The organism is Deltaproteobacteria bacterium (genome assembly GCA_016210005.1).
Taxonomy (GTDB): domain Bacteria; phylum Desulfobacterota; class Binatia; order HRBIN30; family JACQVA1; genus JACQVA1.
This window is the reverse complement of sequence record JACQVA010000158.1, coordinates 1-24,189: the sequence shown is the minus strand read 5'-3', so window position 1 is coordinate 24,189 and position 24,189 is coordinate 1. Positions and strand designations below refer to the sequence as shown.

At 64.6% G+C, this 24,189-nt stretch carries 23 protein-coding genes and 1 rRNA gene; 23 read left to right on the top strand and 1 reads right to left on the bottom strand.

The features are described from left to right. Nucleotides 1-42: 42 nt before the first annotated feature. The 17 genes from HY699_14960 (at nucleotide 43) to HY699_14880 (ending at nucleotide 17,614) form a co-directional block, all read left to right on the top strand. Nucleotides 43-1,665 carry an AMP-binding protein gene (locus tag HY699_14960; protein MBI4517104.1) on the top strand — a complete coding sequence of 541 codons (1,623 nt, stop codon included), beginning with the start codon at nucleotides 43-45 and terminating at the stop codon, nucleotides 1,663-1,665. A 36-nt stretch (nucleotides 1,666-1,701) separates the two neighbouring features. Further along, nucleotides 1,702-2,538: a CoA transferase subunit A gene (locus HY699_14955; protein MBI4517103.1), complete on the top strand. Its 837-nt coding sequence runs from the start codon at nucleotides 1,702-1,704 to the stop codon at nucleotides 2,536-2,538. Then, nucleotides 2,535-3,299 carry a CoA-transferase gene (locus HY699_14950; protein ID MBI4517102.1) on the top strand — a complete coding sequence of 255 codons (765 nt, stop codon included), beginning with the start codon at nucleotides 2,535-2,537 and terminating at the stop codon, nucleotides 3,297-3,299. Before HY699_14955 ends, HY699_14950 begins: the two co-directional genes overlap by 4 nt. Before the next feature lie 135 nt (nucleotides 3,300-3,434). Continuing rightward, a complete protein-coding gene (locus tag HY699_14945) occupies nucleotides 3,435-4,490 on the top strand; it encodes a nitronate monooxygenase (GenBank protein ID MBI4517101.1) in 1,056 nt (351 codons plus the stop codon). Nucleotides 4,491-4,530: 40 nt separating this feature from the next. Beyond that, the gene (locus HY699_14940) at nucleotides 4,531-5,361 is read left to right on the top strand and encodes an enoyl-CoA hydratase family protein (GenBank protein MBI4517100.1); all 831 of its coding nucleotides are present in this window, start codon (nucleotides 4,531-4,533) and stop codon (nucleotides 5,359-5,361) included. Between the two features lie 35 nt (nucleotides 5,362-5,396). Further along, nucleotides 5,397-6,557, top strand: coding sequence for an acyl-CoA dehydrogenase (locus HY699_14935; protein ID MBI4517099.1), 1,161 nt, complete (start codon nucleotides 5,397-5,399; stop codon nucleotides 6,555-6,557). A gap of 153 nt (nucleotides 6,558-6,710) precedes the next feature. Then, nucleotides 6,711-7,763 carry an acyl-CoA/acyl-ACP dehydrogenase gene (locus HY699_14930; GenBank protein MBI4517098.1) on the top strand — a complete coding sequence of 351 codons (1,053 nt, stop codon included), beginning with the start codon at nucleotides 6,711-6,713 and terminating at the stop codon, nucleotides 7,761-7,763. A gap of 16 nt (nucleotides 7,764-7,779) precedes the next feature. Next, nucleotides 7,780-8,211 (top strand): Zn-ribbon domain-containing OB-fold protein, encoded by a 432-nt coding sequence (locus HY699_14925; GenBank protein MBI4517097.1) that lies wholly within the window; start codon nucleotides 7,780-7,782, stop codon nucleotides 8,209-8,211. A gap of 142 nt (nucleotides 8,212-8,353) precedes the next feature. Beyond that, on the top strand, nucleotides 8,354-9,541 hold the full coding sequence (locus HY699_14920) for a lipid-transfer protein (GenBank protein ID MBI4517096.1): 1,188 nt from the start codon (nucleotides 8,354-8,356) through the stop codon (nucleotides 9,539-9,541). A 3-nt stretch (nucleotides 9,542-9,544) separates the two neighbouring features. Further along, on the top strand, nucleotides 9,545-10,699 hold the full coding sequence (locus tag HY699_14915) for a lipid-transfer protein (GenBank protein ID MBI4517095.1): 1,155 nt from the start codon (nucleotides 9,545-9,547) through the stop codon (nucleotides 10,697-10,699). A gap of 2 nt (nucleotides 10,700-10,701) precedes the next feature. After that, nucleotides 10,702-11,139 carry an OB-fold domain-containing protein gene (locus HY699_14910; GenBank protein ID MBI4517094.1) on the top strand — a complete coding sequence of 146 codons (438 nt, stop codon included), beginning with the start codon at nucleotides 10,702-10,704 and terminating at the stop codon, nucleotides 11,137-11,139. 121 nt (nucleotides 11,140-11,260) lie between these two features. Next, complete coding sequence (locus HY699_14905; protein MBI4517093.1) at nucleotides 11,261-12,415, top strand: acetyl-CoA C-acetyltransferase; 1,155 nt, start codon at nucleotides 11,261-11,263, stop codon at nucleotides 12,413-12,415. A gap of 95 nt (nucleotides 12,416-12,510) precedes the next feature. Beyond that, on the top strand, nucleotides 12,511-13,635 hold the full coding sequence (locus tag HY699_14900; protein MBI4517092.1) for an acyl-CoA/acyl-ACP dehydrogenase: 1,125 nt from the start codon (nucleotides 12,511-12,513) through the stop codon (nucleotides 13,633-13,635). 111 nt (nucleotides 13,636-13,746) lie between these two features. Next, a complete protein-coding gene (locus HY699_14895) occupies nucleotides 13,747-14,526 on the top strand; it encodes an SDR family oxidoreductase (protein MBI4517091.1) in 780 nt (259 codons plus the stop codon). A 44-nt stretch (nucleotides 14,527-14,570) separates the two neighbouring features. After that, nucleotides 14,571-15,005 carry a MaoC family dehydratase N-terminal domain-containing protein gene (locus HY699_14890; protein ID MBI4517090.1) on the top strand — a complete coding sequence of 145 codons (435 nt, stop codon included), beginning with the start codon at nucleotides 14,571-14,573 and terminating at the stop codon, nucleotides 15,003-15,005. A gap of 9 nt (nucleotides 15,006-15,014) precedes the next feature. Next, a complete protein-coding gene (locus HY699_14885) occupies nucleotides 15,015-15,413 on the top strand; it encodes a hypothetical protein (protein ID MBI4517089.1) in 399 nt (132 codons plus the stop codon). A gap of 365 nt (nucleotides 15,414-15,778) precedes the next feature. After that, complete coding sequence (locus HY699_14880) at nucleotides 15,779-17,614, top strand: APC family permease (GenBank protein MBI4517088.1); 1,836 nt, start codon at nucleotides 15,779-15,781, stop codon at nucleotides 17,612-17,614. 80 nt (nucleotides 17,615-17,694) lie between these two features. Here the strand turns inward: HY699_14880 and HY699_14875 are convergent, their stop codons facing one another. Next, nucleotides 17,695-18,495, bottom strand: a complete 801-nt coding sequence (locus tag HY699_14875) for an enoyl-CoA hydratase/isomerase family protein (protein MBI4517087.1) — start codon at nucleotides 18,493-18,495, stop codon at nucleotides 17,695-17,697. Between the two features lie 173 nt (nucleotides 18,496-18,668). Between HY699_14875 and zapB the strand changes: the two genes are divergently transcribed. From zapB to HY699_14845, 6 genes are all read left to right on the top strand, one after another. After that, nucleotides 18,669-18,896: a cell division protein ZapB gene (zapB, locus tag HY699_14870; GenBank protein MBI4517086.1), complete on the top strand. Its 228-nt coding sequence runs from the start codon at nucleotides 18,669-18,671 to the stop codon at nucleotides 18,894-18,896. A gap of 44 nt (nucleotides 18,897-18,940) precedes the next feature. Continuing rightward, nucleotides 18,941-19,186, top strand: coding sequence for a cell division protein ZapA (locus HY699_14865; GenBank protein ID MBI4517085.1), 246 nt, complete (start codon nucleotides 18,941-18,943; stop codon nucleotides 19,184-19,186). Between the two features lie 619 nt (nucleotides 19,187-19,805). After that, nucleotides 19,806-21,371, top strand: coding sequence for a ribonuclease Y (gene rny / locus HY699_14860; protein ID MBI4517084.1), 1,566 nt, complete (start codon nucleotides 19,806-19,808; stop codon nucleotides 21,369-21,371). 48 nt (nucleotides 21,372-21,419) lie between these two features. Further along, on the top strand, nucleotides 21,420-22,205 hold the full coding sequence (locus HY699_14855; GenBank protein ID MBI4517083.1) for a TIGR00282 family metallophosphoesterase: 786 nt from the start codon (nucleotides 21,420-21,422) through the stop codon (nucleotides 22,203-22,205). Next, on the top strand, nucleotides 22,202-23,413 hold the full coding sequence (locus tag HY699_14850) for a tyrosine--tRNA ligase (protein MBI4517082.1): 1,212 nt from the start codon (nucleotides 22,202-22,204) through the stop codon (nucleotides 23,411-23,413). The genes HY699_14855 and HY699_14850 overlap by 4 nt, the downstream gene beginning before the upstream one ends. Nucleotides 23,414-23,607: 194 nt before the next feature. Further along, nucleotides 23,608-24,189: ribosomal RNA gene (locus tag HY699_14845) — 16S ribosomal RNA — on the top strand; the annotation flags it as partial.

The window sequence follows — 24,189 nt, the reverse complement described above, 5'->3', positions numbered from 1 at the left end:
GAAGCCAACCCGGTCAATCCGCTGAAAGTGCCATCTTCGACCATGCGGGAGCGCAGCGAATTCATTCTCGCCGACCTGATCGCGATTCGTGCCGAGCAGCGGCCGGATCTCGATGTGCTCACCTTCGAGCATCTCAGCTTGGACGATGGCGCCACGCCCGACGAAGTGCGCACGTTCGCTGATCTGTACGCCAACGCCAACCGGATCGCGGCCGGGCTGATCGCTCGCGGGCTGGCCGCCGGCGATCGCTTCGCGGTGATGATGCGCAATCATCCCGAGTTCGTCGAAGCGATGATCGCGGCTTCGATCGCCGGCGCGGTCCTGGTGCCGATCGATCCCCGCACTCGTGGTGACAAGCTCGCCTACATGTTGCACAACGCCGGCTGCACCGGTGTCATCGCCGCCGATTACTGCATCGAGGCGATCGCGGCCGTGCGCGCGCAGCTGCCGAACTTGAAATGGCTCTTGGGCCTCGCAACCGGTGAGACAGACGCTGCGCCCACTGCCGGCGTCGATTCGCTGGCCGAGCTGCTGGCCAAGCCGGCAGCCACGGTTGACGTGCGTGCCGAGACCCCCGAGGCGCCGCTGCAGGTCATGTACACCTCGGGCACCACCGGCGATCCGAAGGGCATTGTCGGCAGCAACTTCCGTATCTGCGCCGCCGGGATGCTCGGCAGCCTGTTCGCCTATCAAGCCGACGAGCGTCCCTACACCGGCCTGTCGCTGACACACGGCAACGCACAGTCGGTCACGCTCGCGCCGGCGCTGACGATGGGGTTGCGCGCGGTCTTTAGCCGGCGCTTTACCAAGTCAAAGCTGTGGGCTGTCTGCCGCCGGTATGGCTGCACCACTTTCTCTCTCGTCGGCGGCATGGTTACCGCTATCTACAGCCAGCCTGCCCGGTCTGATGACGATGACAACCCCGTGCGCACGGTGGTGAGCGGCGGTATGCCGGCGGTCATCTGGGAGGCATTCGAGCAACGCTTCGACGTCAAGGTGCTGGAGTTCTACGGCGCCATGGACGGCGGCGGGATGGCCTACAAGCCCGTCGGCGAAGGCCCGATCGGCTCTTTTGGCAGACCAATGGCGGGCGTCGAGATGAGGATACTCGACCCCGACGGCAACGAGTGCCCGCCCGGTGTGACCGGTGAGATTTGCTGCCGGCCCGCCGGCGGCGCCGAGGCTACGGTCGAGTATTTCGGAAACCCGGAGGCGTCGCGCAAGAAGATCCGCGGCGGCTGGAATCGCAGCGGCGACATGGGGCATGCTGACGAAGACGGCTGGCTCTTCTTCGACTACCGCGCCGGCGGCGGCATCCGCCGCAACGGCGACTTCATCAACCCGAGCTTTGTCGAGAAGGCGATCGCCGAGCACCCGGGCGTTGCCGATGTCTTCGTCTACGGCGTACCGGCGGCCTCGGGGGCCCCGGGCGAAAAGGACGTGGTTGCGGCCGTGGTCCTGGCCGACGCAAGGTGCTGCGAGGCGGCCTCGATCTTCTCGGCTTGCCGCGCCAAGCTCGAGCCGAATTTCGTCCCGAGCTACTTGCAGGTGGTGGATGAGATTCCGAAAACCGCCTCGGAGAAGCCGCAGGAACGCATCTTGGTGGCGCAATTCGACCCGCGTGCGGCAAACGTGTACACCGAGCGCGGCAACGCCGAACGCTGAAGAGCCCAGGAACGGAGACGGCCAGTGGATAAGAGGATGACGCCGAGCCAAGTGATCGGCCAGCTGCGTGACGGCATGTCGATCGGCATCGGCGGCTGGGGCTCCCGCCGCAAGCCGATGGCGCTGGTGCGCGAGATCCTGCGCTCGCCGCTCAAGGACCTTACCCTGGTTTCCTACGGCGGCCCCGACGTCGGGCTGCTGTGTGCCGCGGGCAAGGTTAAGAAGGTCGTCTACGGCTTCGTCTCGCTCGACTCGATCCCCCTCGAACCCCACTTTCGGGCTGCGCGGCAAAACGGCACGATCGAGGCGGTCGAGTTCGACGAGGGCATGTTGCAGTGGGGACTCTACGCCGCGGCGCTGCGCTTGCCGTTTCTGCCAACCCGCGCCGGGCTGGGGTCCGATGTGATGAGGATCAACCCGCAACTCAAGCTGGTGCAGTCGCCGTACGACGACGGCGAGGAGCTGGTGGCGATGCCGGCGCTCACGCTCGACGTCGCGCTGATTCATATGAACCGCGCGGACGCGCAGGGCAACGGCCAGTTCCTCGGCCCCGACCTGTACTTCGACGATCTCTTTTGTATGGCCGCCAAGCGGCGGTTCATGACCTGCGAGAAGATCGTCCCGACGAAAGATCTGCTGCGGGAAGGTTCGGTCCACACGCTCAGAATCAATCGAATGATGGTCGACGGCGTCATCGAAACCCCGGGCGGTGCTCACTTCACCGAATGCCCGCCCGATTACGGCCGCGACGAAGCCTTCCAGAAAGAGTACGCCGCCACGGCGAGCGACCCGCAGGCGTGGAAGGCCTTCAAGGCCCGGTACCTGGACGTTGCCAACGAGGACGAGTACCAGAAGGCGGTCAGGAACCGATGAGCGACGTGACCAGAGCGGAGTACTGTGCGGTGGCCATCGCCGAGACCTTTCGCGGCGATGGCGAGATGTTGGTCAGCCCGATCGGCAACCTGCCGGCCATCGGCGCGCGGCTCGCCAAGCTGACCTTCGAGCCCGATCTGTTGCTCACCGACAGTGTTGCCTGTCTGCTCGCCAACGTGCTGCCGCTTGGCGGCGCCGCCGGCCCGGCGCCGATCGTTGAGGGCTGGATGCCGTACCGGCTGGTGTTCGACGTGGTGTGGTCGGGCCGGCGCCACGTGATGATGGGTGCTACGCAGATCGACCGCTTTGGAAACCAGAACATCGCCTGCATCGGCCCGTTCGAAAGACCCAAGGCGCAGCTGCTCGGCATGCGCGGGGCGCCGGGGAACACCATCAATCACCCGACCAGTTACTGGGTTCCGAATCACAGCCCGAAGTCGTTCGTCGCCAAGGTCGACGTGGTTTCCGGCATCGGCTACGATCGTGCCGCCGCGCTGGGCAAGACGGCATCGCGCTTTCACGAGATTCGCCGCGTCGTCTCCAACCTCGGCGTCTTCGACTTCAACACGCCGAGCCACACCATGCGCCTGGCGTCGATTCATCCCGGCGTCAGCATCGACGATGTGGTGAAGAACACCGGCTTCGAGTTGGCGATTCCCGACAAGGTGCCGGAAACGCGGGCGCCGACAGCCGATGAACTGCGCCTGATCCGCGAAGTGATCGACCCGAAGGGTTTTGGATATCAGGAAGTGAAAGGATGAGAAGCACATTCACAACAGAGGCACAGAGGACACCGAGAAGGCTCACAGGGGCGGAAACACTCAAGGTCTTCACTCGGTGTTTCCCTTCTCTGTGATCTCTGTGCCTCTGTGGTAAGCCTGTCCGAAAGGTGTCTCGTGTCTTCGGCGCTCCACACGCGGCTCTGCGAAGTTCTCGGCATCCGCTACCCGATCATCCAGACGGCGATGGGCTGGATCGCCACGCCCGAGTTGACCGCGGCTACCTGCAACGCCGGAGCGTTCGGCATGCTCGCCGCCGCCACGCTTCGGGTGGAGGAGGCGGAGCAGGCGATCACGCGGGTGAAGCAGCTCACTGACCGGCCGTTCGCGGTGAACTTCTTGATGGAACAGCCGGGCGCCAGCGAGATCGTGGAAATGATCATCCGCCACGGGGTGAAGGCAGCCAGCTACGGCCGTGCGCCCAACGCGCAGTTCATCGAGCGGTTCAAGAAGGCGAGCGTGCTCTGCATTCCGACCGTGGGCGCCGCGCGCCACGCGCAGAAGGCGGTGAAGCTCGGGGCCGACATCATCATCGCGCAAGGCGGCGAAGGTGGCGGCCACACGGGTACGGTGCCGACCTCGATCCTGGTGCCGCAGGTCGTCGATGCGGTTGAGGTGCCGGTGGTAGCCGCCGGCGGTTTCCGCGACGGCCGCGGATTAGTGGCCGCGCTCGCCTTCGGCGCCGCCGGCATCGCCATGGGCACGCGCTTTCTCCTGACGGCCGAGAGCCCGCTGCCGCAGGCTACCGCGGAGCGGTACTTCAAGGCCACGGTCAACGACATCTTCGTGACCCGGCATGTGGACGGTTTGCCACAACGAGTGATCATGAACGAGTTCGTCGGCCGGCTCGAAGCGAGCAACCCGGTGGTCAACTTCGTACGGGCGCTGCGCAGCGGCCTCGAATACCGCAAGCTGAGCGGCGCCTCCGTGCGCGAGTTGCTCAGCGCCGCGCTGGCGCTGCGGCGCGGCGACGAGTTGACGCGGACGCAAACGCTGATGGCCGCGAATGCGCCGGTGTTCATCCGCCGCGCCATGGTCGAGGGAAGGCCGGCGGAGGGCGTGCTGCCCAGCGGCGTGGTCGCCGGCCTCATCGACGACCGGCCGACGTGCGCCGAACTGATCGAGCGCATCATGCGCGAGGCGCAGCAGACACTGGCTGCTTTGGGGAACTAGCACGCTGGAATTGCGATGAGGAACAAGGTGACTTCGTCGGATGTCTCATGGCCTCATCCTGACCCTCTCTCAGGGAGAGAGGAACCTTACTGAGGAGTCGGTCGTGTACCTGCAAAGCAACGTGAACGACAAGGGCATCGCGGAGGTGTTGCTCGATCATCCGCCGGTGAACGCGCTGCCCAGCGAGGGCTGGGCGCATCTGGCCAAGACGATTCGATCGCTCGGCGAGGACGAGAAGGTGCGAGTGGTCGTGCTCGGCGCCGCCGGTCGCGGCTTCTGCGGCGGCGTGGACATCAAGGAATTGGCGCGTGACGGCCGGCTCATCGTCAAGGTGAACCGCGGTTGCTACGACAGCTTCGCCGCCGTCTACGATTGCCCGGTGCCGGTGATCACCGCCGTGCATGGCTTCTGCCTCGGCGGCGGCATCGGGTTGGTGGGCTCCTCGGACATCATCATCGCATCCGACGATGCGACGTTCGGCTTACCGGAAATCGACCGCGGCGCGATGGGCGCCGCCACGCACCTGATGCGGATGTTTCCGGTACAAAAGGTCAGGCGGATGTTTTACACCGGCCAGCCGATCACCGCCGCGGAAGCGTATCGCCTGGGCGCGGTCGAGTCGGTGGTGAAACGCGAGGAGGTATTGCCGGCCGCGCGCGCGTTAGCCGAAACCATCGCCGCGAAGAGCCCGCGCGCGGTCCGCCTCGCCAAGTGGGCGCTCAATGGCATCGAGCTGATGGATATCAAGAAGAGCTATCGCTACGAGCAGGGCTTCACCTTCGAGCTGTACACCTCGCCGGACTCGCAGGAAGCGCGCGAGGCCTTCGTCGAGAAGCGCGACGCGAAGTTTAAGGACAAGGGGAAGGACTGAGGGCCTCCGGTGACTGAGAACCGCTGAGAATCACCATGGACCTCACCTACACCGCCGAAGAACAAGCCTTCCGCCAGGAAGTGCGCGCCTGGTTGGAGGCGCACGTGCCGAAGACGCCGCTGAAGTCGTTCGATACCCGCGCCGGCTTCCAGCAGCACCGCGAGTGGGAGCGCAGCTTGAACACCGGCCGCTGGTCGGCGGTGAACTGGCCGGTCGAGTACGGCGGCCGTGGGGTGACGCTGCTGCAGTGGCTGATCTTCGAGGAAGAATACTACCGCGCCGGTGCCCCGGGCCGCGTGAACCAGAACGGGATTTTCCTGCTCGGCCCGACGTTGATGGAGTTCGGTACGCCGGAACAGAAGGCGCGCTACCTGCCGCGCATGGCGTCGGGCGAAGAAGTCTGGGCGCAGGGCTGGTCGGAGCCCAACGCCGGCAGTGACATGGCCGCGATCCGCGCCACCGCGCGCAAGGACGGTGATCATTACGTCATCAACGGCCAGAAGACCTGGTGCTCGCGCGGCGCCTTCGCGGATTGGCTGTTCGGCATCTTTCGCACCGACCCGAACTCCGAGCGCCATCACGGACTGACCTTCATCCTCGTCCCGCTCGATGCGCCCGGCGTCACCGTGCGCCCGATCGCGCAGCTCGATGGTGAGACCGGCTTTGCCGAGGTGTTCTTCGACGATGCCCGCGTGCCGGTCGAGAATCGCCTGGGTCCGGAGAACCAGGGATGGAAGGTTGCGATGGCCACGGCGGGGTTCGAGCGCGGTCTGATGCTGCGCAGCCCGGCGCGCTATCAGAACACGGCCCGCAAGCTGGTCGAGTTCTACCGTGCCCATGCCGATACGGCCGACCCGTGTCTGCGCGACGCCGTTGCCCGCGCCTGGCTCAACGCGGAGTCGTATACGCTGAACACGTACTGGACGGTGTCGCGCCTGATGAGCGGCGGCAGCATCGGCGCCGAAGCGAGCTTGAATAAGATCTTCTGGTCTGAGTTGGACCTGCACATGCACGAGACCGCGCTGGCGTTGCTCGGCCCGCGTGCCGAGCTGACGCGCGCGGCGCCGGACGCCGGCAACATCGGCGACTGGCTCGACGGTTTTCTCTTCGCGCTGGCCGGCCCGATCTACGCCGGCACCAACGAGATCCAGCGCAACGTCATCGCCGAGCGCCTGCTCAAGCTGCCCAAGGGATAGAAGGATGAACCACGGAGGCACAGAGGGCACGGAGAGAACTCGCAGTTCGCACATGAGGCTGTGGGGCGATCGCGGTGATCGTCAACCGTTCGATATCACGGCTTGTCCCGGTCTCTGGGTTCTCTGTGCCTCTGTGGTTGGATAGGTCTTCTCATGGAGTTCCGCTTTACCGAAGATCAGCTGACCTTCCACGCCAGTTTGCGAAAGGCGTTGGAGAAGGAATGCACCGTCGCGCATCTGCGCGCGCTGTGGGCGACGGAGACCGGGCGCTCGCCGGAACGCTGGGCGAAACTCGCCGAGCTGGGCTTGCTCGGGTTGCTCGTGCCCGGGGAGCATGGCGGGCTCGGGATGAACGAGGTCGATCTGGTCCTGCTGCTCGAAGAGACCGGCCGGGTGGCGTTGCCAGAACCGGTGATCGAAACGGCTGCGGTGGGTGCGCCGCTGCTCGCTGCCACGAAGCTCGCAGAGGAGTGGCTTCCGAAAGTGGCGGTCGGCGAGGCGATCGTCACTTTCGGCCATCCGCTCAATCCATTCGTCACCGACGCGCACGTGGCCGACCTGCTGCTGCTGCCGCATGGCGACGAACTCCACGCCGTGCCCCGCGTGCAGGTCGCGCTTCAGCACGAGCCGTGCAGCGATGCCTCGCGGCGGCTGTTTCGCGTCAACTGGACCCCGAAGGCGGCGACGCGCGTCGCGCAAGGTACCGACGCGCAGCGCTTGCTCGCTGCGGCGCTCGATCGCGCGGCGCTGGCGTGCGCGGCGCAGCAGCTTGGTATCGGCCAGCAGATGCTCGATCTGGGCGTGCGCTACGCCACCGAGCGCCAGCAGTTTGGAAAACCGATCGGCTCGTTCCAGGCCGTGAAGCACTTGCTGGCTAACGTCGCGGTGCGGATCGAATTCGCGCGGCCGGTCGTCTATCGCGCGGCCTTTTCGGTGGCGCACGAGACCGCCGCCCGTGCGGTCGACGTCTCGCATGCGAAGGTGGCCGCGTCCGAAGCCGCCGTGCTGGCGGCCAAGACGGTGCATCAAGTGCACGGCGCGATGGGCTACACCTGGGAGTGCGATCTGCACATCTGGATGAAGCGCGCCTGGGCGCTCGAGGCCGCGTGGGGTACTAGCGCCTGGCACCGCGCGCGCGTGGCGGCGGCGGTGATCGACGGGCGAGGTCCGGCCGCCACGTTTGGATATTCGGCGCCAGGCGCCTGATCACGGAAGGTGACGGATGGGCAAGACACAGGTTCCCGCGATCGAAGGGTGGTTCACAACGGAGGCGCAGGCGCGCCTCCTCGGCAGCCGCTGCAAGAAGTGCCGGAGTTACTTCTTTCCGAAGGAGGCGCTCTTCTGCCGCAACCCGGGCTGCGCCGGCACCGAGTTCGAAGAAGTCCCGCTCAGCCGCACCGGGAAGGTCTGGTCGTTCACGACCAACCACTACCAACCGCCCGCGCCCTACGTGTCGCCCGACCCGTTCGTGCCGTACACGGTGGCGGCCGTGGAGTTGGCGCAAGAACAGATGGTGGTCCTCGGTCAGGTGGCGGCCGGCGTCGATCCGAAATCACTGCGAGTGGGCATGAATGTAGAACTGGTGCTGGAAACGCTCTATCAAGACGACAAGGCCGAGTACTTGGTGTGGAAGTGGAAGCCGGTGAATGGCTGAGTATCTTCTCCCTCTCCCTTTGGGAGAGGGTTGGGGTGAGGGCATGTTCCACGCGACCAACCCCTCACCCTGACCCTCTCCCCCGAGGGGGAGAGGGAAGCTTCGCTGGGGCGATTTGAGTGAGCGCGCTAGGAGATCAGAGATGGCAAAGGACGTCGCAATCCTCGGTGTCGGCATGCACCCGTGGGGCAAGTGGGGCAAGAACTTCGTCGAGTACGGGATCAAGGCGTGTCAGGACGCTCTCAAGGACGCGGGTGTTGCGTGGAAGGACATCCAGTTTATCTCGGGCGCCGACACCGTGCGCTGCGGTTATCCCGGCTACGTCGCCGGCGCCACCTTCGCGCAGGCGCTCGGTTGGTCGGGAGCGCGGGTGGCCAGCTCGTATGCCGCGTGTGCCTCGGGTGCGACGGCGATGAACACGGCGCGCGCCCAGATTCTGGCCGGCTTCTGTGATGTCGCGCTGGTCGTCGGTGCCGATACGACGCCAAAGGGATTCCTCGCGCCGACGGCGGGCGAACGCCGCGACGATCCGGATTGGCTACGCTTCCGGCTGCTCGGCGCCACCAACCCCACGTACTTCGCCTTCTATGCGCGCCGGCGCATGGACCTGTATGGCGCCACTGACCGTGACTTCGCGAAGGTGAAGGTGAAGAACAGCAAGCATGGTTTGCACAACCCCAACGCGCGCTACCGCAAGGAGGTCACCGAAGACGAGGTGCTCGCCTCGCCGATGGTGTCCGATCCGTTGCGGTTGCTGGAGATTTGCGCCACCAGCGACGGCGGTGCCGCCGTGGTGCTGTCGAGCATGGAGTACGCGCGCAAGCGGACGACCAAGCCGATCACGATCGCGGCCATCTCGACGGTGACGCCGAAGTATCCCAACACGATCATCGAAATGCCGAACTTCGCCACCGACTCCGCCGCTGTTGCCAGCGCGCCCGAGGTGGCGTTCCGCGACTCGATCGCGGGCGCGGCGTACGAAGAAGCCGGAGTGGGCCCGGAAGACGTGAGCCTGGCCGAGGTCTACGACCTGTCGTCGGCCCTCGAACTCGATTGGTACGAGAACATCGGGCTGTGCACGCCGGGTGACGCAGAGCGGCTGCTCAACGACGGCGCGACGACACTCGGCGGACGCGTCCCGGTGAATCCTAGCGGTGGCTTGTCGTGTTTCGGCGAAGCCGTGCCGGCGCAGGCGATCGCCCAAGTGTGCGAGCTGGTCTGGCAGCTGCGCGGCCAAGCCAACGGCCGCCAAGTGCAGAACGCGAAGGTCGGCATCACCGTCAACCAGGGCCTGTTCGGTCACGGCTCGTCGGTGATTGTGAGAAGATGATCCATGGAGAAGATGCTCAAGGACAAGACCGCGATCGTCGGCATCAGCGAGACGGCGTTCGGGAAGAGCCTCCAGCCATCCGAGCTGGAGCTGGCGTGTCAGGCCATCAAGGCGGCGCTCGATGACGCCGGCATCAAGCCGAGCGAGGTTGACGCGCTGAGTTCCTACACGATGGAGGAGACGCTGGAGTTCGAGGTCGCGCGCAACCTCGGTATGGGCGACATCACCTTCTTCAGCCAGGTCGGCTACGGCGGCGGCGCCGGCTGCGCTGCGGTGGGGCACGTGTCGATGGCGCTGGCCACCGGCGTCGCCAACGTCGGCGTGGTGTGGCGCGCGCGCAAGCGCAGCGATCCGCGCAAACGCGTCTGGGCACAGGCTACCGCGCGGATCACCGATCACTGGAAGTACTCGCGGCCGTGGGGACTGCTCCGGCCGGTCGACGAAGTCGCGATGTTCTGGCGGCGCTACATGCACCTCTACGGCGCCACGCGTGATCACCTGGCCAACGTCGCGCTGGCGTGCCGCAAGCACGCCAACCGCAACCCGCGCGCCTTCATGCACGAGCGCACGCTCACGCGCGACGAGTACATGAACGCGCGCTGGATCTCCGAGCCGCTGTGCCTGTTCGACAACTGCCTCGAAAGCGACGGCGCGCTGGCGGTGGTGATCGTGCGTGCCGATCGCGCCGAAGATTGCCGCCAGCCGCCGGCGTACATCCACGCCTGGTCGCAGGGCCTGACGCGCCAGCACCAGAACATGACCAACTACCACGGCGACAATCCGATGCAGGGCGCGATGTGGGCTGCCGGTAACAACCTGTGGCGGCAGTCCGATCTGCGGCAGCACGACGTCAAGGTGGGGCAGATTTACGACGCCTTCACGCCGTTGATCCCTTTCTGTCTCGAAGCGCTCGGCTTTTGCCAACAAGGCGAAGGCGGTCCGTTCACCGACAACGGCGCCATCGAGTTGGGCGGACGCCTGCCGGTCAACACCTCCGGCGGCAGCCTGTCGGAGGCCTATGTGCACGGCATGAATCTGATCACTGAAGGGGTGAAGCAAATCCGTGGCACCTCGACTGCACAGGTGCCGAATGCCGGCGTGTGCTTGGTCACCAGCGCGTACGTGGTGCCCACCAGCGCCATGCTGCTGCGGAGATAACCATGATTGAAGGCATTCCTCTTCCCGTGACCGACGATCCGATCGACGCACCGTACTGGGAGGCTGCCGGCCGCGGTGAGTTGGTCGTGCAGCGCTGCGCGGCGTGCGGCAAGCGGCGCTTTCCGCCGCGCCCGATGTGTCCGCACTGCCAGTCGTTCGAGCACGACTGGCAGCGGATGTCCGGCGAGGGCCGCGTGTGGTCGTTCGCGGTGCCGCATCCGCCGCTGCTGCCGGCGTTTGCGAAAGTGGCGCCGTACAACGTGATCGTGGTCGAGCTGGCCGACGATTCGTCGATCCGCATGGTCGGTAATCTCGTCAAGTCGGCTGACGGCGCGATCAATGAAATCGATCCGGCGGCGATCAAGATCGGCACGCCGGTGCGGCTTGTCTTTCAGCGTGAGGCCGACGACGTGACTCTGGCGCGGTGGGTGATAGCGTAAGTGAGGAGTGCGGGAGCTTGCGAGTGGCAGGTGGCACAGGCTTCCAGCCTGTGCCCGCAGGCAAGATGCCTGCGCCACCGAGGGCAACCGAAGCCCTAGGATTGAACAAAGGAGAACAGTCATGGCTGAAGCATACATCATCGATGCCGTCCGCACGCCCGTCGGCCGGCGCAATGGCGGGCTGAGCAAGGCGCACCCCGCCGACCTCGGCGGCCACGTCATCAAGGCTTTGATCGATCGCATCGGTATTGACCCGGCTGTGGTCGAGGACGTCTTCTTCGGCTGCGTCGATACCATCGGGCCCCAGGCCGGCGACATTGCCCGCACCTGCTGGCTCACGGCGGGGCTGCCCGACGAAGTGCCGGGCACCACCATCGACCGGCAGTGCGGCTCCTCGCAGCAAGCGATTCACTTCGCCGCACAAGCGGTGATGAGCGGGACCAATGACGTCATTGTCGCCGGCGGCGTGCAGAACATGAGCCTGATTCCGATCTCGTCGGCGATGACCGTGGCGCAGCCAATGGGCTTCCCGGACCCGTTCTCGACCTCGAAGGGCTGGGTGGCGCGCTACGGCACGCAGGAGGTGTCGCAGTTCCGCTCCGCCGAGATGATCGCCGAGAAGTGGAACATCTCGCGCCAGGACATGGAGCGCTTCGCGCTCGAAAGCCACCGCCGGGCGATCCGCGCCATCGACGAAGGCCGCTTCCAGCGCGAAGTCGTACCGTACGACGGCGTCACCACCGACGAGGGGCCGCGCCGAGATACCTCGCCGGAGAAGATGGCGACATTAAAGACGCTGACCGAAGGCGGCCGGCTCACCGCCGCGGTGTCGAGCCAGATTTCCGATGCCGCAGCGGCCACACTGATTGTGTCCGAACGCGCGCTGAAGGCGCACAAACTCAAGCCGCGGGCGCGGATTCATCACATCAGCGTTCGCGGCGCCGATCCGGTGTGGATGCTCACCGCGCCGATTCCGGCGACCGCTTACGCGCTCAAGCGCAGTGGGCTGTCGCAGAAGGACATCGACCTCGTCGAGATTAACGAGGCGTTCGCGTCCGTGGTGCTGGCGTGGCAGAAGGAGACGGGTTGGGATCTCGCGAAGGTGAACGTTAACGGCGGCGCCATCGCGCTCGGTCACCCGCTCGGCGCCACCGGCGCACGCTTGATGACCACGCTGCTGAACGAGCTCGAACGCACCGGCGGCCGCTACGGCTTGCAGACCATGTGCGAAGGCGGCGGCCAGGCCAACGTGACGATCATCGAACGGCTGAGCTAGGAGGATTGTTCACCACAGAGGCACGGAGAACATGAGCCGGAAGGAATACAGAGTTTTGTCTTCTCTGTGCCTCTGTGGTGAATTTCCCTTTTGAGATGAAATTCGCGTTCAACGAAGATCAGGAAGCCCTGCGGGCGGCCGCGCGTGGCTTTCTTGCCGATCACTCGTCGCCGGCCCAGGTGCGCAAGGTCATGGCGACCGAGGCGGGGTACGACCCTGACGTGTGGCGGCGCATTGGTGCGGAGTTGGGTTGGACGGCTATCACGATTCCCGAGGTCTATGGCGGGCTCGGCCTCACCTACGTCGAGCTGATCGCTTTGCTGGAGGAGATGGGCGCGGCGCTGCTGTGCGCGCCGTTTTTCTCCACCATCTGTCTGGCGACCAACGCGTTGTTGCTCGGTGGTACGGAGGAGCAGAAGCAGGCGCATCTGCCGGGCATTGCGGCCGGTGAGACGATTGCGACGCTCGCCGTCACAGAGCCGAAGGGCCGCTGGGACGCGGCGGGCATCGACGCCGTCGCGAAGCGAGCCGGCGGCGGGTTTGTTTTGAACGGCGTCAAGTCTTTCGTGATCGATGGCCACACCGCGCATCTGCTCGTCGTGGCTGCGCGCAGTGGCGATGGCATCAGCCTCTTCCTCGTGCCCGCCGACACCGGCGGCGTCGGGCGGCGGCTGCTGCCGACGATGGACCAGACCCGCAAGCTCGCCGAGGTGCAGCTCCGTGACGTGCGCGTACCCGGCTCGGCGCTGCTGGGCAACGCCGGCGAAGGCTGGCCCATTTTGAGCAAGACGCTCGATCTGGCTGCCATCGCGCTGGCGGCGGAACAGGTTGGCGGCGCGCAGCGGTGCCTCGACATGTCGGTCCAGTACGCCAAGGAGCGCGTGCAATTCGGGCGGCCGATCGGCTCCTTTCAAGCTATCAAGCACAAGTGCGCCGACATGCTTGTGAAGGTCGAGTCGGCGCGGTCCGCCAGCTACTACGCCGGCTGGGCCGCGAGCGTCGATGATCCCGAGCTGCCGGTGCTGGCATCGCTGGCCAAGGCGTACTGCTCCGATGCACACTTCTCCTGCGCGGCGGAGAGCGCGCAAATCCATGGCGGCGTTGGTTTCACCTGGGAGTACGACGTGCACTTGTACTTCAAACGCGCCAAGTCGAGCGAGGTATTGCTCGGCGATCCGGCGTACCATCGCGAGTTGGTGGCGCGGCGGATTGGATTGTAAATAATTTCACCCCAGAGGCACGGAGACACCGAGACGGAAGGAGGGCTTGTGGCGACTTCGAACGGCAACGTATTTCTCTGTGCCTCGGTGTCTCTGTGGTAGGGTTTCTTCATGAACAACCCGCTCGACTTCACAGGCAAGGTCATCATCGTCACCGGCGGCGGCAAGGGAGTGGGCCGCGGCATCGCGACAGGTTTTCTCGACGCCGGCGCCGAGGTCGTGATCTGCGGGCGCAATCAGCCTGACGCCCTGCCGAGCGGCGGTGGCAAGCAGGCGCTCTTCGTCGCGGGCGACATTCGGCAGATCGAAGCGATCGACGCAATCGTCGCCTTCACCACCGAGCGCTTCGGTCATCTCGACGTCCTCGTGAACAACGCCGGCGGCGCGCCGCCAGCCGACGCGGGAACCGCATCGCCGCGCTTCTCGGAATCCATCCTGCGGCTTAACCTGATTGCTCCGCTCAACTTCGCCCAGCGTGCCAACACGGTGATGCAGCAGCAAGAGACGGGCGGCGCGATCATCAACATCGCCAGCGTCAGCGGCATCCGGCCCTCGCCCGGTGCGGCCGCCTACGGCGCGGCCAAGGCGGGCCTGTTGAGTCTCACCCAATCACTGGCGGTGGAATGGGCGCCCAAGGTGCGCGTCAACGCCATCACCGCCGGCATGATTCGGACGGAACAGTCGCACCTGCATTACGGCGACGAAGCCGGCATCGCCGCCGTCGCCGCCACAGTCCCGTTGAGCCGCCTCGGCGAGCCCGAGGACGTGGGCGATGTCTGCCTGTTCCTCGCCTCACCGCTGGCCCGTTACGTCAGCGGGGCGAGCATTCTGCTGCACGGCGGCGGCGAACGGCCCGCGTACCTGAATGCCGCGAAGAAGCCGCGCGACTGAGCCGAAGTCGCATGAGGGAATTGCCGTTTCGCAGCGATCTCGTAATGCGTGCCATCGCAGACGCCCTGCTGGCGTACGAAGCCGATTTCGGGCCGGTAACCGTCACGGCCGAGATGATTGCGAGCTACGCTCGGGCGGTTGGCGATGCGGCGACGGTGGCGGGCCCGCTCACCGAAGCGCCGCCGACCTTTTGCCTGACGTTGCGTGGCGGGCCGGGGCCGGGCATCCCGCTGCCGCCGACGATGTTCTCGCTCTACGGCGGACATGAGATCGAGTTGCACCGGCCGATCTTCACCGGCGGGCGTTATTGGGTTCACGAAAGGGTAGCGGACGTCTACGAGAAGAGCGGCCGCAGTGGGTCACTCGTTGTGGTGGTGCGCGAGTCGACGATTCGGGACGAGAGCGGAGAACTGGTGGTCCGTGTGGTCGACCGGCAAATCGTCCGCGAACGTTCCGGCGCCGGCGGTGCTGCTGGGTGAAGGTGCGCGATGCCGGTGGGAGACGAACTCGGCCCGCGGCGCCGCTCCGCGCCGCTCGCTGAGCAGATCGCGGCCTACGTCGGCGCCGGCAGTGCCAGTGACTTCGCCGATCTGGCTCTCGCCGTCGGCCGGCCCGGCATGGTGGTGCCCGGTCCGATGCTGGCGGCCTTTCTCGAACACTTCCTGCGCGCCGAGCTGTCCGGGTGGCGCCTCGAACACCTGAGCACGACTTTCCGCGTGCCGAGCATAGCGGGCGAGGCGCTCAGCATCCGCGGCGCAGTTACCGAGCATCACGAACAACGCGACCGCGAGCGCATTGTGTGCGACTTGATCATCGAACACGTCGATGGTCAGCCTGCGGTCACTGGGACGGCGACGCTGTGGCGGGCTCGCCCGAAGGATGTATAGCTAGCGGCACTGATGAGCAGCCGAAGTGATGTCGGTGGCGGACGGGGGATATGCGGCCACCGCTGGCGAAACAGGTGCACATTGTAGGTGGCTGGCGACTGTGTTAGCAATCAGCGCGATTGCTGGTCGCCCGGTGGGCCGTGCGTGTAGCCGCGAGGACATTGATGGATTTGATCCGACAAGCGTTCGACATCTCCTTTGAGCGGGATACTTGGCAGAAACGGCGGCCCGGACTTCTCGGCCCCTGGCTGTGTCTGCTGTTGTGCGCGACCGCGGCGGCCGTTGCCGTGCATTTTCGACCCCGGAGCGCGCGTATGGCGCGCCCGTTTTCACCCACTACCGCATAATTGCTGCGCTGCGCCGGCATGACCACGCTGGTCCTGTTGTTTCTCAACACGGCCCTGGTGCTGGTGTTCGCGGTGATCCTGCGGCGCCCCGGGCTGCTGGGCTTCGCCAAGGGCGGCAAGTGGTACGTGACCTGGCTCAGTATCGGCGTGATCACGCTGATGGACGAGCTGACGTCGGTGTTCTACGCCCCGGCAGAAGCTCACCGCTTCATCGGGAACCGCGCGATCTTCTTCATCGCCTTCACCTCATTGCTGATGCGCTTTCTCTCCAGCCGCATGGTCGAGATCGCGCAGATTCTCGAACAAAACAACATGCGCGGCGGCGGCGTGTACTCGTTCTCGTACCTGGTGCTTGGCCCCGTGGCCTCGTTCGTGGCGGTAGCCTCGATCATGGTCACCTACATTTTGACCGCCTGCATCTCGACGGTCAGTGCGGTCACCAACGGCACCACGTTCATTAGTATCGGGCCGGGGGTGGAGCGCGGGCTGATTCTGGGCATCATCTGGGCGGTGGCGGGCCTCAATATCATGGGGATTCGCGAGAATGCCCGGGTCACATTCGGGATCTTCGTCGGTGCGGCGTTTGTCTTCGTGAACCTGATCGCGCTCGGACTCCTGAACATCGATCCGCACGGCCCGTCGATCATCGCCGGCAGCACCACGGCAGTCGTGAAAGACATCACCAGTGGCGGGCTGGCCAGCGCCGTGCAGGTGCTGACGATCGGAGTGGCGAGTTGCGTACTGGCCTACTCCGGCATCGAGTCGGTGATCCAGACTGCGGGTCTGGTCGAGAGCTGGCGCGACATATCGCGGGCGTACTGGTTCTTGGCGCTAACGGTGGGCATCGTTACGCCGCTGATCACCGCGCTGGCGCTGTCGGCACCGATCGACTTCGCCGGCCACGAAGGTGACCTGATTACACACTGGGCCAGCATGGTCGGAAATGCTCCGTTCGGGGCGATGGTCGGCATCTTCGGCAGCGTCATTCTGATTATGGCCGTGAACACCGCCTACGTGGCTTCCTGCGAGCTGCTCGAACGTGTGGCGCATCGCTACCGCTTCGACTGGATGCTGGCTACCAATCGGCGTCTGTCGCCCTACCGCATCCACATCATCAACGCCGTCTTGTACACCGCCATCATCCTGATGACGCGCGGATCGCAGCAGATTTTGGCCGAGATGTATGCGATTGGCCTGCTGGCGAGTTTCTGCATCAACATCGGCTGCTTGATGATCTACCGCTACTTTCGGGGCACCAAGCAAATTCGCGACTACTACACCTCACGCACGGGCACCTTGGCGCTCGAGCTGATTCTGATTGCCTGCTTCGTCTATCTCGCATTCCATCGGCCGTACGGAACCGCTCTGTGGGCAGCGGTGGTCGCCATGCTGCTGGGGGCCGGCATTCCATTATCGCGTCGCTACGGCCCCGAGCTCAAAGAGGTTCGGCGCAGTGATTATCCCATGGAGATGGTGCTCGATCTGGCCGAGGCCGAAGGGCCACTGCACATCTACTTTCGCCGGCCGGGCGAACTCGACATCGCCCTGGCTACCGGGGGCACTGCCTTCATCACGTTCTTCTCGCCGCGCCAGGGCATTCCGGAGAAGTTGGCACGCAACCACTATCGCTTCCCGATCCAGGGCGGCGTCTTCCGCAGCATTGCTGCCGTGCTGGCTCTGTTTCAAGAGGAGTTTGGCGGCCAAGACGTGCATGTGCACCTGGGCTGGCCGATGTCGTCGTGGCTCGACCGCATGGCTACCGGTGTGTTCGTGGCCAATCTCACGCGGCTTCCAAAGCTGTTTCCCAAGCTTCAGTTCTCGATCGAGTACTTGGCTGTCGCTAGCCGCACCTAGCCCACCACAGTGCGCTGAGCCCACTCCCGCCGCGCGGCGGCGGGCCAAGATCACACGAGACTGGAAAGCCCGGGAGAAAGTCAGTCCAGCGCGTCCGGCAGATCGCGGCTGGCGCTCATCGACCAACGAGGAGGGCGCTTTTGAAGGAACGCTTCGACCCCCTCACGCGCGTCGGCTTGCCCGCCGATCCAGGCGAACAGGCGATCCTCGCGACGTTTCATCTCGGACGGCGTTATCGGCGTGTTTTGCCACAGCAGCTGCTTGACGATGGCAACTGCGACCGGGGCGGCGTTCTCGGCGATGTCGCGGGCCAGCGCGAGCGCCGCTGGCAAGACCTCTTCTGCGGGCAACGCTCTGCTTGCCAGCCGCAGCTCTGCGGCCTCCGCTCCGCGAATCGTCCGTCCCGACATCATCAGCTCGGCCGCACAGGACAGCCCCGCGACTCGTGCCACCGTCGCATGCGAGCCGAACCCGGGGATGACTCCGCGCCGCACGAACGCGAACGAGATCTTGGCGTCCTCCGCGATGTAGCGAACATCGCAGCTCATGGCGAACGTGATCCCTACCCCGACCGCATGTCCGTTAATCGCGGCGATCACCGGCTTGCGCAGGTCCCACGGGCAGATCTGCCCGGCGGTAAGGTCGGCCGGCCGTCCTTGGAACGTCTGTCCTCCGCCGGCGAGATCGGCGCCAGCGCAGAACGCCTTGCCTGCTCCCGTGACGACGACGGCTCGCACCTGGTCGTCCTGATCGCACCGACGCAGGGCATCCTGGATCTCGCGTTCCATCGACTGGTTCCACGCATTCATTCGCTCGGGGCGATTCAATGTCAGTGTCGCTACTCGTTCGTTGACTTCGAGTCGGATCGATTCGTAATTCATGGACCCCTCCGCCGTGCGCGCTGTTTGCGCACGTTCACAGTACTACATCTTTGCGGCCGCGACACCGGCAGCCGCGGCGCGCGTTCTGAGCGCCGGCAGGCCGCGGCTGCCGATGCCTTGACTGCCTCGGCGGCCGCCCGTATCTTGGCGCGCCACCTTAAGATTGGATTGGTATGGACCTGGAGAAATTGAAGCTTCTGGAGACGAAGATCGACCGCTTTGTTGCCGAGCACGAGAAGGTACGGCAAGAGCGTGACGCGCTCGGACAGCGTTTGAGAGAGAGGGAAGGCCTGTTTGAGCAGTTGGCTGGTCAGGTCAAGCAGTACGAGCAGGAACGCACAGAGCTGAAGGCCAGGCTGGAGCGCATCCTGAGTCGCCTCGACGGCCTAGACCTTGGGTGAAGGTGCCGGGAGGGGCCATGAGACAGCCCGTTGACGTGGAGATCATGGGCCAGCAGCTGACGGTTACTAGCGACGATGGGCCGGAGCATGTTCGGTCGGTGGCGCGTTACGTGGATGAGGCCATGCGGCAATTGGCAGCAGGCGGACGGGCGGTGGCAACGCTGGACGTCGCGCTGCTTGCGGCGTTGAATATCGCGAGCGAATATCAGAAACTGCAACAGTGCCATAGGGAGCTTACGGAGACCATTGATCGTCTGTCCCGGCGTATTCTGGCGGCGTTGCCAGGCTGACGGCGGGGCAAACAAGGGAAAGGAGACGGATCGGGAACTTGGCCCGACAGAGGCCCGCAAGGCTCATGCATGGGGTGGGGTTGAGGTGAGGTTGGTTGGGAGATCGTCTTGGGGACCTCGTTTTCGGCATTTCGGTGAATCGCGCGTTGGGCATGGGGTCTGGGGATGGGAGGCTGTTTGAGACTGATGTGTTCGATCATCTCACGAATGGCAGCTTCGTTGTCGTATGGGGTAGCATAGTGCTGGCCCCGGTTTGCAGCAGGAATGGAACCCCGGATCACAGACGTTGGTCCCGACAGGGACGAGCAGCGTTAGCCTGACGCTCGTTGTTGCCGAGATGCTAGGGGCTGACCGCCGTGAGGAGGTATGCACCTGGTAATCGGCCGTCAAGGCGTGCCAGCTGGTGGCTGGCCGTGGTCGGAAGCCGCCCAGCGGGCGGCACGAGCGCAGAAGCCTCGCCCGCTGCTGTCTTCGATTGCGCGCAGTATTTTGGAGAGTTGGATGCCCGCTGAAGAGGGGTGGAGGGGCCTGTTGGCGCCACCAGCCCTAGAGCGCGGGCGCGCGAACGCTAGGAGCGATGAAAGAGTAGAGGGGCGCTCCGGAAAGGAGAGGGGCAATCATGACCGAGTATCTTCTAATGATCGTTGTGACCGTGGCCTTGGCAGCTGCCTTTGCGTGGCTGATGGATCGGTTTCGCCAACGCCAGAGCTCACAGCAGCGGCAGGCGGCGCAGGAAGCCGCCGAGCGGGCACTGCACGAAGCCCGCACCGAGGCGGCCTCCATCCGCAAGGAGGGGGAGCTGCGGGCGAAGGAAATCGTCCTACAGGCAAAGGCAGAAGCCGAGAAGGAGGCGCGGGAACTCCGGCGTGAGTTACAACAGACCGAGCGCCGGTTGGTGAGTAAGGAGGAAACACTCGATAAGCGCACGGAGCAGATAGATAAGCGGGATACCGATGTGGCCCGCCGCGATCAGGCGCTCAAGCAGCGCGAACGGGCCATGACCGACAAGGAGGCCGAATACAGCCGGCTGGTCGAGCAGACCCGAGCGCAGCTGGAACAAGTGGCCGGGTTGACCCGCGAGGAGGCCAAACGCACTCTGGTGCAAGAGATGCTGGAGGAGGCGCGCCACGAGGCGGCCAAACATATCCGCCAAATCGAAGAGGAGGCCAAGGAGGACGCCGACCGGCGGGCGAAGAAGGTCATCAGCATTGCTATCGAGCGCTTGGCGGGCGAGTTTGTGGCGGAGCGCACAGTCACCGCCGTGCATCTCCCTGCCGACGAAATGAAGGGGCGTATCATCGGCCGCGAAGGGCGCAACATCCGCGCGATCGAGGCGGCGACCGGGGTGGATCTGATTGTGGACGACACACCGGAGACGGTGATTGTCTCGTGCCATAACCCGATCCGGCGCGAAATTGCGCGCATCGCGTTGGAGCGATTGATCTCGGATGGCCGCATTCATCCCGGGCGTATCGAGGAAGTGGTGCGCAAGGCGGAGCAAGAAGTCGAGGAAAGCGTGCGCGAGGCCGGGCAGAAGGCCATCCTGGAGGTCGGCATTCACGGAGTGCACCCGGAGATAGTCAAGCTGCTCGGGATGCTGAAGTACCGATACAGTTACGCCCAGAACGTGCTCATGCATTCGATCGAGGCGGCCTTCATTTGCGGCGCAATGGCGGCCGAACTTGGGCTGAACGAGAAACAGGCACGGCGTGCCGCGCTGCTCCATGACATCGGCAAGGCGCTAACGCACGAGGTGGAAGGGTCCCACGCCATTATCGGTGCCGAGATCGCACGCAAGTATGGGGAATCGGCGAAGGTGGTGAATGCAATCGCGGCGCACCACGAGGAGGTGAAGGCGGAGACGATCTTGGCGCCCCTGGTTGACGCTGCCGACGCGTTGTCGGGGGCCCGGCCGGGGGCGCGCCGTGAGGTGCTCGAGAGCTACGTTCGACGACTGGAGGAGTTGGAGCGCATCAGCAACTCGTTCAAGGGGGTCGAGAAGTCGTTTGCAGTGCAGGCGGGGCGTGAGATCCGGGTCATTGTCGAGCCGCGCTCTCTCAATGACGAGCAAGCGGCGATATTGGCGCATGATGTGGCGCGCAAGATCGAGAGCGAGATGACCTATCCCGGCCAAATCAAAGTGACGGTTATCCGCGAGGTTCGAGCAACCGATGTGGCGCGCTGAAGGGAACAGCAGGGGGTGGCGGCAACAGCGGGAGAGCGATGGCCGCTTATGAAGATCCTCTTCCTCGGCGACATCGTGGGCAAGCCCGGGCGCCTGGCCGTACGCTCGATCTTGCCACGTCTCATTGCGAGCGAGAAGGTCGCGTTTGTCATTGCGAACTGCGAGAACGTGGCCGGCGGCAAAGGGGTGGAGCCCAAGACTGTGGCGGAATTGCTAGAGGCGGGCATTGACGTGCTCACCTCCGGGAACCACATCTGGCGCAACAAGGAGATCTGCGAGTTCATAGAACGAGAACCGCGCCTGTTGCGGCCGGCAAACTATCCCCCGGGAGTGCCCGGCGCCGGCACGGTGGTGCGCGAAACCCCTGAAGGACATAGCATTGCCGTGCTCAACCTTTTGGGCCGAGTCTTCATGGATGACGTTGACTGCCCGTTTCAGAGCGCGCAACGGCTGGTTGCGGAACTACGGCGGGAGGCCACCGTGGTCATCGTGGATATGCACGGCGAAGCGACGTCGGAAAAGGCCGCAATGGGTTGGATGCTGGCAGGGCGGGTGGCGGCGGTGATTGGTAGCCACACCCACGTGCAAACCGCCGACGAGCGGGTCTTGCCGGGCGGCACGGCTTACGTAACCGATGCGGGCATGTGCGGTCCGATCGACTCGGTCATCGGAGTGCGGCGCGAGCAAGTGATTCAGCGTTTTTTGACCCACATGCCGGCCAAGTTTGAAGTCGCCAGCGGGCCCGTGTCAGTGCAGGGAGTGATCGTGGAAGTCGACCCCGCAACCGGCACCGCAACCGGAATCAGCCGGTTGCAGGAACGGGTGGAAAGATGACACCGGCAGAGCAGATCGTTCTTCTGAAACGGGGGACGACTCACATCGTTCACGAGAACGAACTGCAAGAACGCTTGGCGCGTGGTCGCCCGCTGCGAGTCAAACTAGGAGCCGACCCGTCCGCACCGGATCTGCACCTGGGGCACGTGGTCGTGCTCAGCAAACTGAGGCAGTTCCAGGATCTTGGCCACTCGGTGATCTTTCTTATCGGAGACTTCACCGGCCGCATCGGCGATCCCACCGGACGATCGGAAACCCGCAGGCCTTTGTCGGAAGAGGAAGTCCGGGCCAACGCGCAGACCTATCGGGAGCAAGTTTTCAAGATCCTTGATCCGAGCCGCACCGAGATCCGGTTCAACTCCGAGTGGATGGATCCGATGCCGGTGCGCGATCTGGTGCGGCTTTGCGGCCAATACACGGTGGCGCGCATTCTCGAGCGCGACGATTTTGCCACCAGATTCAGGGCGCAACGGCCGATTCACATCCACGAGTTTTTATATCCCTTGGTGCAGGGCTACGATTCGGTTGCCCTGCGCGCCGACGTTGAAGTCGGTGGTACGGACCAGCGCTTCAACCTCTTGGTTGGCCGAGAGATCCAGAAGGCCTATGGGCTGGAACCCCAAGTCGTCATGACCTTGCCGTTGTTGGAGGGCACGGACGGGGTGCAGAAGATGAGCAAGTCGCTCGATAACTACGTTGGAGTCGCGGATGCGCCGGCGGACATGTTCGGCAAGGTGCTTTCGATATCCGACGAGCTGATGATCCGCTATTACGAGCTGCTGACGGGTGAGGACTCAGAGAGGGTACAGGGGGATATCAACGCGGGGCGGCTCCACCCCATGGAGGCGAAGAAGCACCTAGCCGGGCTGTTGGTAGAGCGGTTTCACGGCTCGGCGGCGGCGCAAGCGGCGCGAGCGGACTTCGAGACCAGGTTTCAGCAGCGACTCCTACCGCAGGAGATCGAGACGTTTGTGTGGCCTGCTGGTCGCGAGGCTGAAGTGGCCCTGGTGGGGGCACTAGTGGCCGCCGGGCTGGCGAAATCCGCAAGCGAGGCGCGGCGCCACATTCAGCAGGGCGGGGTCAGGGTTGACGGGGAGCGGACGCTTGATATTAATTTACGCTTGCGGCCAGAGAACGGGGCCGTGGTGCTGCAGGTTGGCCGCCGACGCGTGAAGCGGATAGTGTTTTCCAGGGCGGTGGGGGGTTGACTCGCAGGAGAAGCTCCCATATATACCGCTATCTGCCACTGGGCAGCCGGTCTTTGAAAACTAGGTAGTAACGCCAAATCATCGAACCCGCCCCGCGGATGGGCGGCATGATGATGCGGATCATCTTCGGATCGTGACGGGACCCTTTTAGGGTAATTAAGGGCCGAGCGGACCTTCCGGTCGGCCTGTAACGTTTAACTGGAGAGTTTGATCCTGGCTCAGAACGAACGCTGGCGGCGTGCCTAACACATGCAAGTCGTGCGGGAAAGCGGGGGCAACCCTGCAAGTACAGCGGCGCACGGGTGAGTAACACGTAGGTAACCTGCCCGCGGGACCGGGATAACCTGTCGAAAGACGGGCTAATACCGGATAAGACCACGGGGGCCTCGGCCCCTGAGGTAAAAGGTGGCCTCTGCTTGCAAGCTACCACCTGCGGATGGGCCTGCGCGCCATTAGCTAGTTGGTGAGGTAACGGCCCACCAAGGCGAAGATGGCTAGCTGGTCTGAGAGGATGTCCAGCCACACTGGGACTGAGACACGGCCCAGACTCCTACGGGAGGCAGCAGTGGGGAATATTGCGCACTGGGCGAAAGCCTGACGCAGCGACGCCGCGTGGGTGTTGATGGCCTTCGGGTCGTATAGCCCTGTCGGGGGGGACGAAACCTCTCGGTGTTAATAACGCCGAGACCTGACGGTACCTCCTAAGGAAGCACCGGCTAACTCCGTGCCAGCAGCCGCGGTAATACGGAGGGTGCGAGCGTTGTTCGGAATCACTG

Coding starts and splice junctions, on each gene's coding strand:
- HY699_14960 (MBI4517104.1), top strand. CDS start 43: ATGCGGGAGCGCAGCGAATTCATTCTCGCCGACCTGATCGCGATTCGT.
- HY699_14955 (MBI4517103.1), top strand. CDS start 1,702: ATGACGCCGAGCCAAGTGATCGGCCAGCTGCGTGACGGCATGTCGATC.
- HY699_14950 (MBI4517102.1), top strand. CDS start 2,535: ATGAGCGACGTGACCAGAGCGGAGTACTGTGCGGTGGCCATCGCCGAG.
- HY699_14940 (MBI4517100.1), top strand. CDS start 4,531: ATGTCTCATGGCCTCATCCTGACCCTCTCTCAGGGAGAGAGGAACCTT.
- HY699_14935 (MBI4517099.1), top strand. CDS start 5,397: ATGGACCTCACCTACACCGCCGAAGAACAAGCCTTCCGCCAGGAAGTG.
- HY699_14930 (MBI4517098.1), top strand. CDS start 6,711: ATGGAGTTCCGCTTTACCGAAGATCAGCTGACCTTCCACGCCAGTTTG.
- HY699_14925 (MBI4517097.1), top strand. CDS start 7,780: ATGGGCAAGACACAGGTTCCCGCGATCGAAGGGTGGTTCACAACGGAG.
- HY699_14920 (MBI4517096.1), top strand. CDS start 8,354: ATGGCAAAGGACGTCGCAATCCTCGGTGTCGGCATGCACCCGTGGGGC.
- HY699_14915 (MBI4517095.1), top strand. CDS start 9,545: ATGGAGAAGATGCTCAAGGACAAGACCGCGATCGTCGGCATCAGCGAG.
- HY699_14910 (MBI4517094.1), top strand. CDS start 10,702: ATGATTGAAGGCATTCCTCTTCCCGTGACCGACGATCCGATCGACGCA.
- HY699_14905 (MBI4517093.1), top strand. CDS start 11,261: ATGGCTGAAGCATACATCATCGATGCCGTCCGCACGCCCGTCGGCCGG.
- HY699_14900 (MBI4517092.1), top strand. CDS start 12,511: ATGAAATTCGCGTTCAACGAAGATCAGGAAGCCCTGCGGGCGGCCGCG.
- HY699_14895 (MBI4517091.1), top strand. CDS start 13,747: ATGAACAACCCGCTCGACTTCACAGGCAAGGTCATCATCGTCACCGGC.
- HY699_14890 (MBI4517090.1), top strand. CDS start 14,571: ATGCGTGCCATCGCAGACGCCCTGCTGGCGTACGAAGCCGATTTCGGG.
- HY699_14885 (MBI4517089.1), top strand. CDS start 15,015: ATGCCGGTGGGAGACGAACTCGGCCCGCGGCGCCGCTCCGCGCCGCTC.
- HY699_14880 (MBI4517088.1), top strand. CDS start 15,779: ATGACCACGCTGGTCCTGTTGTTTCTCAACACGGCCCTGGTGCTGGTG.
- HY699_14875 (MBI4517087.1), bottom strand. CDS start 18,495: ATGAATTACGAATCGATCCGACTCGAAGTCAACGAACGAGTAGCGACA.
- zapB (MBI4517086.1), top strand. CDS start 18,669: ATGGACCTGGAGAAATTGAAGCTTCTGGAGACGAAGATCGACCGCTTT.
- HY699_14865 (MBI4517085.1), top strand. CDS start 18,941: ATGGGCCAGCAGCTGACGGTTACTAGCGACGATGGGCCGGAGCATGTT.
- rny (MBI4517084.1), top strand. CDS start 19,806: ATGACCGAGTATCTTCTAATGATCGTTGTGACCGTGGCCTTGGCAGCT.
- HY699_14855 (MBI4517083.1), top strand. CDS start 21,420: ATGAAGATCCTCTTCCTCGGCGACATCGTGGGCAAGCCCGGGCGCCTG.
- HY699_14850 (MBI4517082.1), top strand. CDS start 22,202: ATGACACCGGCAGAGCAGATCGTTCTTCTGAAACGGGGGACGACTCAC.